Source organism: Bradyrhizobium shewense (assembly GCF_900094605.1).
GTDB lineage: Bacteria > Pseudomonadota > Alphaproteobacteria > Rhizobiales > Xanthobacteraceae > Bradyrhizobium > Bradyrhizobium shewense.
Genome location: NZ_FMAI01000001.1, coordinates 676,395 through 690,441, shown reverse-complemented (window position 1 = coordinate 690,441; position 14,047 = coordinate 676,395). Strand labels below are relative to the sequence as shown.

14 protein-coding genes are annotated in these 14,047 nt (G+C 65.1%); 8 read left to right on the top strand and 6 right to left on the bottom strand.

The annotated features are described in order from the left end of the window. Window positions 1–16: 16 nt before the first annotated feature. Both GA0061098_RS02965 and GA0061098_RS43515 read right to left on the bottom strand, forming a co-directional pair. The gene (locus GA0061098_RS02965; RefSeq protein ID WP_091953242.1) at window positions 17–382 is read right to left on the bottom strand and encodes a hypothetical protein; all 366 of its coding nucleotides are present in this window, start codon (window positions 380–382) and stop codon (window positions 17–19) included. 12 nt (window positions 383–394) lie between these two features. Next, window positions 395–685 carry a hypothetical protein gene (locus GA0061098_RS43515; protein WP_129590802.1) on the bottom strand — a complete coding sequence of 97 codons (291 nt, stop codon included), beginning with the start codon at window positions 683–685 and terminating at the stop codon, window positions 395–397. 45 nt (window positions 686–730) lie between these two features. On the opposite strand from GA0061098_RS43515, the gene GA0061098_RS02960 reads away from it, so the two are divergent. The 4 genes from GA0061098_RS02960 to GA0061098_RS02950 all read left to right on the top strand — a co-directional run bounded on the left by GA0061098_RS02960 (window position 731) and on the right by GA0061098_RS02950 (window position 5,359). Next, window positions 731–2,353 (top strand): helicase HerA-like domain-containing protein, encoded by a 1,623-nt coding sequence (locus GA0061098_RS02960; protein WP_091953239.1) that lies wholly within the window; start codon window positions 731–733, stop codon window positions 2,351–2,353. Window positions 2,354–2,396: 43 nt separating this feature from the next. Then, window positions 2,397–2,549 (top strand): hypothetical protein, encoded by a 153-nt coding sequence (locus GA0061098_RS44720; protein WP_165637114.1) that lies wholly within the window; start codon window positions 2,397–2,399, stop codon window positions 2,547–2,549. 61 nt (window positions 2,550–2,610) lie between these two features. Continuing rightward, complete coding sequence (locus GA0061098_RS02955) at window positions 2,611–3,939, top strand: glycosyltransferase family 87 protein (protein WP_091953236.1); 1,329 nt, start codon at window positions 2,611–2,613, stop codon at window positions 3,937–3,939. Between the two features lie 25 nt (window positions 3,940–3,964). Beyond that, on the top strand, window positions 3,965–5,359 hold the full coding sequence (locus GA0061098_RS02950; RefSeq protein WP_091953233.1) for a M20/M25/M40 family metallo-hydrolase: 1,395 nt from the start codon (window positions 3,965–3,967) through the stop codon (window positions 5,357–5,359). Window positions 5,360–5,579: 220 nt separating this feature from the next. On the opposite strand, the gene GA0061098_RS02945 is transcribed toward GA0061098_RS02950, so the two are convergent. Further along, window positions 5,580–6,359, bottom strand: a complete 780-nt coding sequence (locus tag GA0061098_RS02945; RefSeq protein ID WP_091953230.1) for a class II aldolase/adducin family protein — start codon at window positions 6,357–6,359, stop codon at window positions 5,580–5,582. Window positions 6,360–6,541: 182 nt separating this feature from the next. Next, window positions 6,542–8,191: a glycosyltransferase family 39 protein gene (locus GA0061098_RS02940; protein WP_091953227.1), complete on the bottom strand. Its 1,650-nt coding sequence runs from the start codon at window positions 8,189–8,191 to the stop codon at window positions 6,542–6,544. Window positions 8,192–8,503: 312 nt separating this feature from the next. Here GA0061098_RS02940 and GA0061098_RS02935 point away from each other — a divergent pair, with 312 nt between their 5' ends. Beyond that, window positions 8,504–9,364 (top strand): hypothetical protein, encoded by an 861-nt coding sequence (locus GA0061098_RS02935; protein WP_091953224.1) that lies wholly within the window; start codon window positions 8,504–8,506, stop codon window positions 9,362–9,364. A gap of 133 nt (window positions 9,365–9,497) precedes the next feature. Next, window positions 9,498–9,914 carry a Ros/MucR family transcriptional regulator gene (locus GA0061098_RS02930; RefSeq protein WP_007608200.1) on the top strand — a complete coding sequence of 139 codons (417 nt, stop codon included), beginning with the start codon at window positions 9,498–9,500 and terminating at the stop codon, window positions 9,912–9,914. Window positions 9,915–10,072: 158 nt separating this feature from the next. Here GA0061098_RS02930 and GA0061098_RS02925 read toward each other — a convergent pair whose 3' ends face one another. Both GA0061098_RS02925 and GA0061098_RS02920 read right to left on the bottom strand, forming a co-directional pair. Further along, complete coding sequence (locus GA0061098_RS02925) at window positions 10,073–10,501, bottom strand: SufE family protein (protein WP_028142948.1); 429 nt, start codon at window positions 10,499–10,501, stop codon at window positions 10,073–10,075. A gap of 67 nt (window positions 10,502–10,568) precedes the next feature. Further along, entirely contained in the window at window positions 10,569–11,012 is a 444-nt protein-coding gene (locus GA0061098_RS02920; RefSeq protein ID WP_091953221.1) for a DUF5330 domain-containing protein, read from the bottom strand. A 412-nt stretch (window positions 11,013–11,424) separates the two neighbouring features. On the opposite strand from GA0061098_RS02920, the gene GA0061098_RS02915 reads away from it, so the two are divergent. Continuing rightward, the gene (locus tag GA0061098_RS02915; RefSeq protein WP_165637113.1) at window positions 11,425–13,278 is read left to right on the top strand and encodes a PAS domain-containing sensor histidine kinase; all 1,854 of its coding nucleotides are present in this window, start codon (window positions 11,425–11,427) and stop codon (window positions 13,276–13,278) included. Further along, window positions 13,271–13,981 carry a peptidoglycan-binding domain-containing protein gene (locus GA0061098_RS02910; RefSeq protein WP_091953216.1) on the top strand — a complete coding sequence of 237 codons (711 nt, stop codon included), beginning with the start codon at window positions 13,271–13,273 and terminating at the stop codon, window positions 13,979–13,981. Before GA0061098_RS02915 ends, GA0061098_RS02910 begins: the two co-directional genes overlap by 8 nt. Window positions 13,982–14,047: the final 66 nt, after the last annotated feature.

Here is a 14,047-nt window from a genome sequence, read left to right as displayed (position 1 = left end):
ATGAATTGCCAAAGCTTCAGGCGAACTGGCTGAGGCCCGGCGTCCCCGCAACGATCTTGCCCATCTGATCTGCTCCGATTTTGTCTCGGCCGAAGCGGAAAAGTTCACGGGCGACGTTTTGAATCTCCGACATGCCAAGTCCGAGGCCCATCAGGCGCGTGCCGACCGCCATCAAGCCGCCGCCCATCAGCCGCGACAGTCCGCCGCCGCTGCTGGATGCCTCGATCGCGGCTTCCGCTCCGGGGATCTGGTCGATCAGGGCCTGCACGCTGTCGGAAGGACCCTCGTTGCGGAGGAAGCCCAGGATGATGCCGACGCTCTTTTCAGCGACAGCACTATCTATGCTGGCGTTTGTCGCCAGCCGCCCGATCAGCTCGTCCATAAGGCCCGCCCCTCAGCCGGTTTGCTTGCCGGAGTATTTCTTTCGAAAATGATCTTGAGCCGGTGTGATGTGAAATTCAAGCGATGAACGCACGCGCCGTCGCGATTCACCTTCGAACGCGCGAAAGGTGTTGCAGCGGTGCAAGAGCGGAGATGGAATCGGCGAAAAATTGCCGCGTTGCGAACACCTCGCTCCTACTTTCGGCTGATGTCGTCCGTCTGTTTCCGACAATGTCGCATGTTCGGCCGCGTTGAACCGTTTTAATCGGCGCGCAACATGCGTTAAACTACGGAACTGGTGCATTTGAGTTTCAATACGCGAAACCCGGCAGAGAGATCAGAGAGAATAATGACCGCACAGAACAGCAAGCTCGGCGATACCGACGACAAGATCTTCGTCGGCAAGGGAGACGAGCAGGCATGGCTGACGCTGGCGCTCGCCAATCGCCACGGCCTCGTCACCGGTGCGACCGGAACCGGCAAGACCGTGACGCTGCAGGTGATGGCGGAAGGATTTGCGCGCGCCGGTGTTCCGGTCTTCGCGGCGGACATCAAGGGCGACCTCTCCGGCATCTCCGAGGTTGGCGAGGCCAAAGACTTCATCCTCAAGCGCGCCTCCGAAATGGGCCTGAATTTCCAGCCCGACCAGTTCTCGACGGTGTTCTGGGACGTGTTCGGCGAGCAGGGCCATCCGGTGCGCGCGACCGTCACGGAAATGGGGCCGCTTCTGCTGGCGCGCATGCTCGACCTCAACGATGTGCAGGAAGGCGTGCTCAACGTCGCCTTCCGCGTCGCTGACGACAACGGGCTGACCCTGATCGACATGAAGGATCTGCGCGCACTGCTCGACGCCATCGTGCCCGATAGCGCCAAGAAGGGGGCGGACGCGGCGGAGGATCCGCTCGCAGCCATCCGCAAGGCCGCACAGGGGTTCGGCAACGTCACCAAGGCCACCGTCGGCACCATCCAGCGCCAGCTCCTGGTGCTGGAGAACCAGGGCGGCACCAAATTCTTCGGCGAGCCGGCACTGACGCTGAAGGACTTCATGAAGACCGACCGCGACGGCCGCGGCATGGTCAACATCCTGGTCGCCGACAAGCTGCTGCAGAACCCCAGGCTTTACGCGACATTCCTGCTGTGGATGTTGTCGGAGCTGTTCGAGGAGCTGCCCGAGGCCGGCGATCTGCCCAAGCCGAAGCTCGTGTTCTTCTTCGACGAGGCGCATCTGCTGTTCAACGATGCGCCCAAGGCGCTGATGGACAAGATCGAGCAGGTGGTCCGTCTGATCCGCTCCAAGGGCGTCGGCGTCTACTTCGTGACGCAAAACCCGGTCGACGTCCCCGACCGCGTGCTCGGACAGCTCGGCAACCGGGTGCAGCACGCGCTGCGCGCCTTCACCCCGCGGGACCAGAAGGCGGTCGCCGCTGCGGCCCAGACCTTCCGGCCTAACCCGAAGCTCGACACCGCCAAGGTGATCATGGAGCTCGGCAAGGGCGAGGCGCTGGTGTCCTTCCTCGAGGGCAACGGCACGCCGGCGATGGTGGAGCGCGTGATGATCCGGCCGCCGTCGGCTCGCATCGGGCCGATCACGCCGGACGAGCGCAAGGCGATCATGGCTGCGAGCCCGGTGAAGGGCAAATACGACACCGCGGTCGATGAAGAGTCCGCTTACGAGATGATCCAGAAGCGCATTGCCGGCACGGCGGCCACCGCGGACGGCCCGGCTGGCGGAAATGGCGGCGGCCTTCTCGGCCAGATCGGCTCGATCGTCGGCACCATCTTCGGCACCAACGTCAAGCGCGCCCGCCTGTCGACCGGCCAGGTCATTGCGCGGGACGTGACGCGATCGGTCACCAACCAGGTGATTGGCGGGATGGCCGCCAATATCGGCAAGTCGGTCGGCGGCCAGCTCGGCGGCTCGATCGGCCGCACGCTGGTTCGCGGCGCGCTCGGCGGATTGCTGCGGCGCTAGGCAAAACGCTTTGGGCAATTCCGCTTGCCCCCAAAAGGTCGTCATGCCCGGGCTTGTCCCGGGCATCCACGTTCTCAGTGCTGCGACAAAAGTCGTGGATGGCCGGGACAAGCCCGGCCATGACGCCGTGGAAGCTCGAACTCAGTCACCCAACGTGCCGTTGCCGGAGACCATCACCCCCTACAATTTCAGGTGAGGGGCTCTCCAAGCGTGCGCCGGTCTGCTACGTCCTGTTCGCCGCCGCACAGGACCACTCCGTGACCCCGCCCGCCCCGTTAGCCAAGCCTGACGCGCCCCGACACCTGTCGCTGCGCGCGCCGCTGGACCTGCTGTTTCTGTTCTGCTGCGTCCTGCTCACCGCCGACGTGCTCGTTCCCGAGATCTTCGGCAGCGGCAAGACCAAGGATTACCCGCTGTGGTTCTGGGCCGGGCAGCAGGTCCTGCAGGGTGCGCCACTCTATCCCGCCACCGCCGTCGAGTATTTCGAGTTCATCTATCCGCCGCTGCCGGCGATCCTGCTGGGGATCCCGAGCTGGTTCGGCAAGATCCCGCTCTATGTCGTCCTGTCGATCCTGAACGCCGCGGCGTGGTGGTACACCGGGACGTTCTCCCAGGTCATGGCTGGCTCGGGGCGCAGCCCCGGCCGCTGGCTCGAGGCGCTGCCCGCCGTCGTCACCGTGCCCTTCGTGTTCGACATGTTCGACCTCGGCCAGCCGAACCTCGTCCTGCTGGCCATGATGCTCTACGGCTTCTGGAGCTTGCGACACCAACGTCCTTTGCTTGCAGGCTTCATGTTCGCGCTCGCCGCTGCCATCAAGGTGTTTCCGATCGCGGTCCTGCCGTATCTGGTCTGGCGGCGGAAATGGGCGGCCGCCGCCGCCACGGTCGCCTTCACCGGTATCCTGCTCTATGTCGTGCCGGCGCCGATCCGCGGCTTCGAGCGCAACGCGGCCGAGCTTGCGACCTGGTATCAGGGCATGGTCGGAACGAGCTCGGAAAAGGGCTTTGGCCAGCGTGACGAGCAGAACTGGTCGTGGGTCAACCAGTCCCTCATCGCCGTCACGCACCGCCTGGTCCGCCCGATCAACTTCAATCTGGAGGATCCCGGCAAGCCGCCGCGCACGATGAACATCATCGACGTCGACTACAGGACGGCGAACTGGATCGTGCTGGTGCTGTCGGCCTTGCTCGGGCTCGGCTTCGTCGCGATCATGCCGCAGCAAGCACGGCGAACGGCGCGCTCGGATGCCGAGGAGCTCGCCATCCTGTTCTGCCTGATCACGGTGGCCTCGCCTTTGGCACGGCAATACTACTTCATGTGGCTGTTCTTCCCGATGACGGTGCTGATGCATCGCGCCGCCTTCGACGAGCGGGCGAATGTGCGTCTCGGAACCTGGCTCGCGCTCGGCGCGGCCGGCATTCTCATGCTGCTGGCGCTGCCGTGGTTTCCAACTGTCCTCCAGGCCTGGGGCAACAACCTCCTCGCGACCGCCGTTCTTGCAGGTAGTCTTGCATGGCACATCCGGCATCCGCCCGTTGCGGCTGGCTCCGAGCCTGCGACGGCGCTAAAACCCGGTACCTCTTGAGACTCGAACGTCAGGACCCACAACCATGGCCAATGCGCAGCTTCAATCCGTGCTCGACCACATCGACAAGGATTTCGACAACAGCCTCGAGCGCCTGTTCGCGCTGCTCCGGATCAAGTCGATCTCCGCCGATCCCGCCTTCGCCGGGGATTGCAAGGCGGCTGCCGAGCATCTCGCCAAGGACATCGCGAGCCTCGGCGTCGCCACTGAAGTGAGGCCGACCGCGGGCCATCCCGCCATCGTCGGCAAGACCGGGGCCGGCGGACGGCCGCATGTGATCTTTTACGGCCATTACGACGTACAGCCGGTCGACCCGCTCGATCTCTGGCACCGTCCGCCGTTCGAGCCCGTCGTCACCGACCATGCCGACGGCCGCAAGATCATCGTCGCGCGCGGCGCCGAGGACGACAAGGGCCAAGTGATGACGTTCGTCGAGGCCTGCCGCGCCTGGAAGAAGGTGACGGGCTCGCTGCCCGTCGACATCACCTTCCTGATCGAAGGCGAGGAGGAGGTCGGCTCGAAGAACTTCGTGCCCTTCATCGAGGCCAACAAGGACGAACTCAAAGCCGACTACGTGCTGGTCTGCGACACCGGCATGTGGGACCGCAACACGCCGGCGATCACGACCTCACTGCGCGGCCTGCTCTATGAAGAGCTGAAGATCACCGCCGCCAATCGCGACCTGCATTCCGGCGTGTTCGGCGGCAGCGCGATGAACCCGATCCGGGTGCTCACCAAAATTCTGGGCGGCCTGTTCGACGACGACAACCGCATCACCATTCCCGGCTTCTATGACGGCGTGAAGGATCTGCCGCCCGATATCCTGGAGCAGTGGAAGAAGCTCAATCTGACGCCGGAGATGTTCCTCAAGCCGATCGGCCTGTCGATCCCCGCTGGCGAGAAGGGACGCCTGCTGATCGAGCAGGCCTCATCGCGCCCGACCTGCGACGTCAACGGCATCTGGGGCGGCTATATCGGCGAGGGCTCCAAGACGGTGATCCCGTCGCATGCTTCAGCCAAGGTCTCGTTCCGCCTGGTCGAAGGGCAGGACCCGCAAAAGATCCGCAAAGCCTTCCGCGACTACGTGACGGCGCGCATTCCCGGCGACTGCAAGGTCGAGTTCGGCGACCATTCCGCCGCGCCCGCCGTCGCGCTCGACTGGAACATGAAGCCGCTTGCCGCTGCCAGCAAGGCGCTGACGGAGGAATGGGGCAAGGAGACCGTGCTGATGGGCTCAGGCGCCTCGATCCCGATCGTCGCCGATTTCAAGCGCACGCTTGGCCTGGACTCGCTGCTGGTCGGCTTCGGCCTCGACGACGACAACATCCACTCGCCGAACGAGAAGTACGATCTTCGCAGCTTCCAGAAAGGCATCCGCTCCTGGGCCCGCATCCTCGCGGCGCTGGCGGAGGTGAAGTAGCGCGAGCTGCCGTAGGGTGGGCAAAGGCGCAAAGCGCCGTGCCCACCATCTCTAAGTAATTGCGAAAGAACGTGGGCACGCTGCGCTTTGCCCACCCTACGGCTCTGCTGTCGTGGCGACCACCGCCCAAAATAAAAACGCCGCCCGGAATTGGGCGGCGTTTCATTCCAAAAGGCGTAGAGGTTAGTTGGGCGCTACCCTACACCAAATCCCAAAAATTTCAAGACCGGTAGCCCGGAAGCTCGCGGTCGAGCTTGCGCAGCAGCGGCGGCCACACGAGGTTGGTGGCGCGCAGCTCGGCGCGGTCGCGGTTGGCGAGCAGCTCGGTGTTCTTGCCGATCGCGGTATCGTCGACCGGATAGACCGGCGTGCCGAGCGCGCGCGTGCGCACCTGCATCGAGCACGCGCGCTCGAGGTGGTACATGCGCTCGAAGGCGGAGGCGACCGAGCGGCCGACCGTGAGCGTGCCGTGATTGCGCAGCAGCATGTGGTTGTGGTCGCCGAGATCCTTCTGCAGTCGCGGCCGTTCGTCGTGATCGAGCGCGATGCCTTCATAGTCGTGATAGGCGAGGTCGTGGGTGACGAGCTGGGCGGTCTGGTTCAGCGGCAACAGGCCTTCTGCGCTGCTCGACACCGCGGTGCCGTCGAGGGTGTGGAGATGCAGCACGCAGATCGCGTCCTCGCGCACCTCGTGGATCGCCGAATGGATGGTGAAGCCAGCGGGGTTGACGCTGTATTCGCTCTCGGAGAGCTGGTTGCCGTGCAAATCGACCTTGACGAGGCTCGAGGCCGTGATCTCGTCGAACATCAGCCCATAGGGATTGATGAGAAAATGATGGTCGGGACCGGGCACGCGCGCGGAGATGTGGGTGTCGACCAGATCGTCCCAGCCGTACAGCGCGACCAGGCGATAGCAGGCGGCGAGATTGACCCGTTGCTGCCACTCGGCCTCCGTCATATCAGACGGCACTTCCTTCAGGCGCGCTTCCGCTGGCGACATGGCTGATCTCTCCGAACATCGTTGTTGCGGGGAGGGAGCGTAGACGTGGCGGTGGGCGGCGGCAAGGCGCGTTCGGAGCGCGGCAGTCAAGCGTAGCCCGCATGGAGCGCAGCGGAATGCGGGGGCCTCGCGAGAGGTCCCGGATTTCGCTGCGCTCCATCCGGGCTACGAGAGAGAAATTATTACGGCGCCGGAATCGACAGCAGGCTGGAAATGCTGCGGCCGCGGATGTCGTAGACGCGGGCGAACACCACGTCGTCGCGCTTGATCTCGACCATCACGGGCGCGGTGAGGCCCTTGCAGTAGAACTCGCCGAGCGTCATCGCGAAATCGGCCGCGTTGGAATCCCAGCCGATGGTGAAGTCGGGCCCGAGCGCGACCTGGGCGGGGCGCTGCGGACCGCAGACCGCGACCTTCCATTTGCGATTGGTCGGCGGCACTTCCTGGCGCTCGACGATCTGCTCGCGCAGCTCATCCGAGGCCTGCTTCAGCGCGAGACCCCAGTAGTCCAGCATGAAGCGGTCGTCGGCGCCGCGGACGGTGCCGGCGATGTGGTTGAAGTGGGTGTACTGATAGGGATGCAGCCGGATCATCTCGGCGAGCGAGAGCGCAAGGCCAAAGCAAAACGTGGCGAGCACGACCGGCTGCCAGGTGCGGTGATTGGCGCGCAGGCGCTCCATGGCCCAGGCGAAGGCGACGCCGCCGAGCACCGCCATCGGCGGGATTACGAACACGAAATGGCGGATGCCGTTGTACAGCGCCGGCCGCTTCACCATCGCGATCGCGAGCGGCAGGGTTGCGGCGAGCGTCAGCATCAGCATGATGGTCTTGCGCCGCGCCGGAACCTCGCTTCGCGGCAGCATCGCGAAGGTGCTGACCACGGCGCCGGCCATCAGCACCAGCATCACCTCGGGCAGCTGCAGCGCGAACAGCGTCGGCAGATAGGACCAGGGCATGTCCGGCACGGACACGATCGCGCCGTCGAACATCTCCTTCCACGGCTTCTCGAAGAAATGCGAGAAGTAGGTCAGCGCCTCGAACGGATTGCCGGGCTCCATGATCGACCACGGCCAGATCAGGCCCATCACGAGGTAGCCGAACGCCAGGCCGGGCAGCAGCACATAGACGACATGGGCGAAGCGGCGGACCGACTCGCGCAGGCCCTCGCTGCGCAATTCCTCCAGGAACAGCGGGACGAAGCCGAGCACGGCGTAGACCAGCGCGAGCCCGCCGAGAACGCGGCAGCCAAGCGAAAGGCCGGCACCCAGGCCGACGATCAGGATCGTGCGCGGCGACGGCTTGGGATATTCCTCGGCGAGCCGGACCAGGCCGAGCATCAGGATGATCATGGCCACCGCGAAGGGCGCATCCTTCGGATTCATGAACATGTGGCCGTAGAAGATCGGGCACAGCGCGAGCAGCAGCAGCGAGGCAAGACCGGCAAGGGGCCCGCCGATGCGGCGGCCGAGCCGCCACGTCACCGCAAGTCCGACCACGCCGACAATGGCGCCGACCAGACGTCGCGTCTCGAACAGCTCGAGCGGAATGATTTTGTGCAGGAGGGCCGCGACCATGTCGAAGCCGCCGCCATACATGTAGAGATTGGCGAAGGAGAGCGCCGCGGTGTCCTTGAAGCCGGAACCGAACATGCGCAGCAGCAAATCGGCATATTCAGCGTGGGTGTAGTCGTCCCAGCCGAGGCCGTAGTCGCGGAACGTCAGGCCTGCAATGACCGCGACCGCGGCCAGCACCAGCATGGCGAGATCGTCGCAAGTCCGTTCGACCGAGCGCCGTAGAGGCGTGTCGATCGCCGAAGTCGTGATGGATGTCATGGCTATCGGTGCCCCGGAATCCCCTCTTGGCCCTGCTGGTGCGCGCGGGCCTGCTCCCCGGACTCCCTATAGCGCAGTTCCATTACCAAGTAATTGGGCATTATGGCTAAATTCCTGATGCGACGCAGCAATTCCGGTTACTTGAGAGCAGTCTAAGCAGTAGCGAGCCGTAGCTGAAGGGAATGTGAATAAGTCCCTGATTTCCTTCCCTTTAGGAACGCTACCGACGATTCCTCGTTGGCGTGGAACACCGGATGACGGTATCGTGGCGTAGCGGTTGTCGCGTGTGGATGGCGACCGGGGGTGAGTTCGATGAATCTGGCATTGTTGATCGCGGGGATTTTCGCCGTCGTGGCGGGCTTCCTTTCGATCCTGTTTGGCTTCTCCGTCAGGGAGTTCAGCCTCGGCAGCCCCCTCATAATCTCGGGCACGATCGCCGTCTGCTCCGGATTGTTACTGGGCGGCCTCTATGTCGTGGTCACGGAACTGAAGGGCCTCGCGCGCCGGCTGGCCGGTGCGCCGTCCGAGGTTCGGGTCAGGCCCGTGCTGCCGGGCCTCGCCGCATCAAGCGCCGCTGCGCCCGAGCCGATGCCTGCCGCTGCGGCGGCAAGGATCGAGCCGCCACCCGCCGCAGGCCCGCCGCCGTGGCAGAGCGAAGCCGCCGCGCGCGAGCGTCCGCGTGTCGAGACGCCGCCGGTGCCGGAAGCTCCAACGCCGCCCGCGGCTCCGGAAACGCCGCGCCGGCGCAACTTGTTGTTCGCCTCGACCTCGCGCAAGGAGCGGGAGCGTGCGGAGGCGAAGGCCATTGAGGACGCGCCGCCGCAGCTACCTGCGGAGCCCGCTGAGGCCCTGGATATTCCGCCTGCAAGCTTTGACGATGCCTGGCCGAAGCCGGACCGCATGCGTCCGCCGGAGCCGCCGGCCGCCTTGCGCCGGCCGCCGCCGCGCTCGCCATCGACCTTTGCGGAGGCCGCTCCGCCGCCTGCACCCGAGCCGCCGCCCCCACCGCCACCTGTCGAGCAGCCGCCCGTCACCGTGCTCAAATCCGGAATCGTCGACGGCATGGCCTATTCGCTCTATTCCGACGGCTCGATCGAAGCGCAGATGCCGGAGGGCATGATGCGCTTTGCCTCGATCGACGAGCTGCGCGCCCATCTCGACCAGCGGTCCTGAGCTCTGCCGCGCAGAAGTAGAGCGCCGTTGTCGCCACCGCGTCGGTCATCGTCTTGTTTCAGCCGAACGTCTTGTTGACACGGAATAGTTCGGCGTCGTCTATCCCGTGAGGCGCAAGTGGAGGGGCGGGCCGATGTCGGACGCTGGGGCGAAGAATTTCATCGAGCTGACGGCGAGCATCGTGTCGGCCTATCTCAGCAACAATCCGACGCCTGCGACGGAGATTCCGAACCTGATCAGCCAGGTGCATGGCGCATTGGTGCGGGTGTCGTCAGGCCGCACCGAGACCGCGCCGCTCGAGCCGGCCAAGCCGGCGGTCTCGCTGAAGAAGTCGATCGCGCCCGACTATCTGGTCTGCCTGGAAGACGGCAAGCGCTTCAAGTCGCTGAAGCGCCATCTGCGCACGCAGTACAACATGACGCCGGAGCAATACCGCGAGAAATGGGGCCTGCCCGCCGACTATCCCATGGTCGCGCCGAACTATGCGGTGGCGCGCTCGCAATTGGCCAAGCAGATGGGCCTCGGACAGCAGCAGCGGAAGCGGAAGTAGACCGTCCGCTCGGCCAGCTCTGGTAGGGTGGGCAAAGGCGCGCGCTTGCGCGACGTGCCCGCGAATTCTCTCCAGTCACGCGCAAATCGTGGGCACGCTTCCGCCTTCGCTCTTCGAGATACGGCGGACAAGCCGCTCTGCCCACCTACGAGAGCATCTTACGACGCTTCCGCCAGCGCTTCTTTCGCATCGGTCTTGATGCGCTCGACCATCGAGCGCAGGCCGTTGGAGCGCTGCGGCGTCAGATGATCGCGAAAGCCGAACTCGTTGAACACCGCGATCGCGTCGGTATCGATGATCTCCTGCGGCGTGCGGCCTGAATAGAGCGAGAGCACGATCGCGACCAGCCCGCGCACGATATGCGCGTCGCTGTCGCCGCGATATTTCAGGATCGGCGCGCCATGGCCGCGGTCGACCAGCTTCTGCAGCCAGACCTGGCTGACGCAGCCGTTGACCTTGTTCTCGGCGGAGTGTTCCGCCTCGGGCATCGGTTCCAGGGTGCGGCCGAGTTCGATGACGTACCGGTAGCGGTCGTCCCACTCGTCCAGAAGCTCGAAATTGTCCCTGATTTCGTCGATCGTCGTCATGTTGGCCCGTGTTCCCGTTAAGGCCAATATAAGGATGCGAGGAGATGAAATCGATAGGGTTTGGGCGCTAATTCGCCGCCGCCGGGCCGCGCCATTCCAGCGCAAGGTCGTCCTGGCTCAGGGTATCGCGCGGCGCCACGGTCGATGCGGCATCGCCTTCGCCGACCATCGCGATCGAGCCTGTGTGGTCGGGCGCCTTCTTGTCGTTCTTGTCGGTCTTCTCGTTCTTGTCGTTGGAGATCTGCTCTTTCTTGTCGTTGATGATCTGGTAGATCTTGCGGGCACCGTCCTGGGCGCGCTGGCCGATGATGGTCGCGGCCTGTCCGCCGACCTCGCAGGCCGCCGGCTGGCGCTTGCAGAACTGGGTCATGTCGGAGACGGCCGCGGTCGCAGCCTGCACCGCGTCGGCGGCACCGATCTGGGGCAGCTTCTCCGATTCGGGCGTCTTGTCCCTGGGCAGGAGCACCAGCACCAGCCCGAGCCAGAATGTGATGCGGAGCAGAAAGCGCATCTTATCGACCTGTTCGTTAGATCCCGCCCGCGGCGATGGTCCGCGCGCGTTTCGACCTAGCAACTCTCGATAAATCGCAAGTGATTGCCTTGAGCTTAATTCGCGGAAAATTTACGCAAAATTCTTCGAGATCGACGGTGTCGTAAATTTTCGATTGACGCGGGCGCCCGTGATCTTGCTGGCGCGCATATCCACCAATTCGAAACCATGCCGGGATGCGTGAAACCCTGTGTTCACCATCCTCGCCGAAGACGTCGCCAAATCGTCTAAAAAGCCCCGCGATGTCCCGGCGTTCGGCCGCACACCGAGCCGCCTTAGCACTCGTTTAAGGTCGCTCTGACACGGTGGCTCAACGACAAGGAGGCGTTGCGGCGCGTCTTCCAAAAGACGATTGAGCCGAAGCGCGAGACCCGTGACAGTTTTGAGTATCATCCGCGATTGTCTCGATGCACTGCTGCATCCCTCCGCGCGTTACGATGCGCTGATGCGGGCGCGTCATCGTGCCTTCATGGCGCCGCGGCTGCTTGGCAGCCTGGCCGCCTTTGCCGCATTCCCGGTCTATCTCGCCATGCGTGGCGCACCGAGCGCGGTCGAGGTCGCCGCGTTCGCCTGGCTGATCGCGCCGATCCTGCTGTCCTGGTTCCTGTCGCGCACCGGCCGCTACGAAGGCGCGCATGTGCTGTCGTCGCTGGCGCTCGCCGGCCTGATCATGGCGGTCGCGGGCACCACGGGCGGCATCGAATCATTCGCCGCGGTCTGGCTGGTCGTGGTTCCCCTCGAAGCCGCGTTGTCGGCCTCGCGCCGCGTCGCCGCCTTCGCATCCTTGCTCGCGCTGTCCTGTGCGGGACTCCTGATCCTCGTCGGCCAGCTCGGCTGGCTGCCGGTTGCAGACACCAGCACTGCTGAACGCGGCGTGCTGATGGCGTGCGGCGTCGTCTCGGCGACGCTCTATGCCGCCGGCCTTGCCTTCGGCGCGGAATCACTGGCGCGCACCAGCGTTGCGTTGCTGTCGCGCGAGGAGGAGCGCTATCGCCTGCTCGCCCGCAACATGAGCGACGTCGTCTCGCGGCATCAGCGCAACGGTGCGGTGCAGTTCATCTCGCCGGCGGCGGAAGCCATGCTCGGCACGCCGGTGGCGCAACTGCTGGGGCATGGCCTGTTCGACCGCGTCCACGTTGCCGATCGCCCGGCCTATCTCACCGCGCTTTCCGATGCCGCGCGCGGCGACGTGCGCAGCATCGAGTTCCGGCTGCGGCGTGAGCCTGACGGCTCGGAGCGCGGCCAGGTCGATTTCCTCTGGGTCGAGATGCGCTGCCGCCCGCTCGACCGGGATATCGGCCAGAATCCTCATAGCGACGTCACGCGCGAGGCCGAAGTCGTCGCCGTGATGCGCGACGTCACCGACCACAAGCTGTCCGAGCAGGCGCTGGATCAGGCGCGCACCGCCGCCGAGTCTGCCGATGCCGCCAAGACGCGCTTCCTCGCCACCATGAGCCACGAGCTGCGCACCCCGCTGAACGCCATCATCGGCTTCTCCGAGATGATCGCGCAGGAGCAGACCCTGATGCTGGGGGCGGCCCAGCGCCAGGAATATGCCCAGCTCATCAACGATTCCGGCCAGCATCTGTTGTCAGTCGTCAACGGCATCCTGGACATGTCGAAGATGGAGTCGGGCAATTTCGAGATCGCGTCCGAGCCGTTCGCGCCGCGCGCCTCGCTGTTGCATTGCTGCAATCTGTTGGCGCTGAAGGCGCGGGAGAACGGCGTCGACCTCATCACCGACGCGCCGCAGGATCTGCCTGTCATGACCGGCGATCCCAGGGCGTTCAAGCAGATCGTGCTCAATCTCGTCGCCAACGCCATCAAGTTCACCGAGCGTGGCGGTCAGGTCTCCGTGACCGCTTCGGTGTCGGGTTCCCAGCTGACGCTGCGCATCAGCGACACCGGCGTCGGCATCGCGCCCGACGATCTCAAGCGCATCGGCGCGCCGTTCTTCCAGGCCGGCAAGACCTATCAGCGTCGTCACGAGGGAACCGGCCTCGGACTTTCGATCGTGAAGAGTCTCGTGGCATTGCATCTCGGCGAATTGACGGTACAAAGCAGATTGGGAGAGGGCACCGCCGTCACCGTCAGGCTGCCGCTCGTCTACACGCCGGCGCAAGTCAAGCCGGCCGAGAGCAAGGTCGCGACGCTGACGCCGGTGCTGCGCCAGGACCTTCAGGACCAAACTCACGACCAACCCGCTCTGGTGAAGAAAAGTGCCTAAGAAGTCTGCCAAGGACGAAACCGCTCCGCGCCGCCGTGGCGCGAAGGCCGCGGTCGTCGATGTCGAGACCGAGCGCAACCTCGTGATGCGCGTGCTGCTGCACAGCCCGAAGGACACGCTCGCCGGTCTCGTCGCCGTCGCCGCGATCGGCGCGATCGTTGCCAATGCGCTGTTCCTGCAGACCGGCCGGCATCCGGCGCCGATGTTCGGCACCGTGATCAATCTTCCCGCACCGTCCTCCGTGGCGCTGTCGAACCCGATGCCGCGTCCGCGCCCGGTCGGCGCCGATACCTCGCCGCTGGAGCCGCGCGCGACGGAGTTCCGCGCCGAGCCGAAACCTGCCGAGCGAGCCGCCGAGAAGCCACCCGAAAAGCCCGTCGAGGCGACCGCATCGACGCCGCGCGCGGGCAGTGATCCCATGACCAATCTGGTCAAGGCGACGACCTCGACGCCGCCGTCCGCCATGCGTCCGCCCGCGCCGATTCCCGTTCCGCAGAGCCCCGCCGCACGGCGTATCGCCGGCGTGCAGCGCGCGCTGTCCGAATATGGCTACGGGAATTTGAAGATCACGGGCACGATGAGCGGCGAGACCCAGTCCGCGATCCAGAAGTTCGAGCGCGAGCACAAGATGCAGGTCACCGGCCAGTTGTCCGACCGGCTGCTGCGCGAGCTCGGCGCCGCAATCGGCCATCCCGTCGAATAACCCCACCGCCCGCTGTCATTGACGCCGATCAATTCCGGGCATCGCGCGCCGCCGCGCCCGCGCGCG

Coding starts and splice junctions, on each gene's coding strand:
- GA0061098_RS02930 (WP_007608200.1), top strand. CDS start 9,498: ATGTCGGACGCTGGGGCGAAGAATTTCATCGAGCTGACGGCGAGCATC.
- GA0061098_RS02950 (WP_091953233.1), top strand. CDS start 3,965: ATGGCCAATGCGCAGCTTCAATCCGTGCTCGACCACATCGACAAGGAT.
- GA0061098_RS02920 (WP_091953221.1), bottom strand. CDS start 11,012: ATGCGCTTTCTGCTCCGCATCACATTCTGGCTCGGGCTGGTGCTGGTG.
- GA0061098_RS02945 (WP_091953230.1), bottom strand. CDS start 6,359: ATGTCGCCAGCGGAAGCGCGCCTGAAGGAAGTGCCGTCTGATATGACG.
- GA0061098_RS02965 (WP_091953242.1), bottom strand. CDS start 382: ATGGACGAGCTGATCGGGCGGCTGGCGACAAACGCCAGCATAGATAGT.
- GA0061098_RS44720 (WP_165637114.1), top strand. CDS start 2,397: ATGCCCGGGCTTGTCCCGGGCATCCACGTTCTCAGTGCTGCGACAAAA.
- GA0061098_RS02925 (WP_028142948.1), bottom strand. CDS start 10,501: ATGACGACGATCGACGAAATCAGGGACAATTTCGAGCTTCTGGACGAG.
- GA0061098_RS02935 (WP_091953224.1), top strand. CDS start 8,504: ATGAATCTGGCATTGTTGATCGCGGGGATTTTCGCCGTCGTGGCGGGC.
- GA0061098_RS43515 (WP_129590802.1), bottom strand. CDS start 685: ATGCACCAGTTCCGTAGTTTAACGCATGTTGCGCGCCGATTAAAACGG.
- GA0061098_RS02940 (WP_091953227.1), bottom strand. CDS start 8,191: ATGACATCCATCACGACTTCGGCGATCGACACGCCTCTACGGCGCTCG.
- GA0061098_RS02960 (WP_091953239.1), top strand. CDS start 731: ATGACCGCACAGAACAGCAAGCTCGGCGATACCGACGACAAGATCTTC.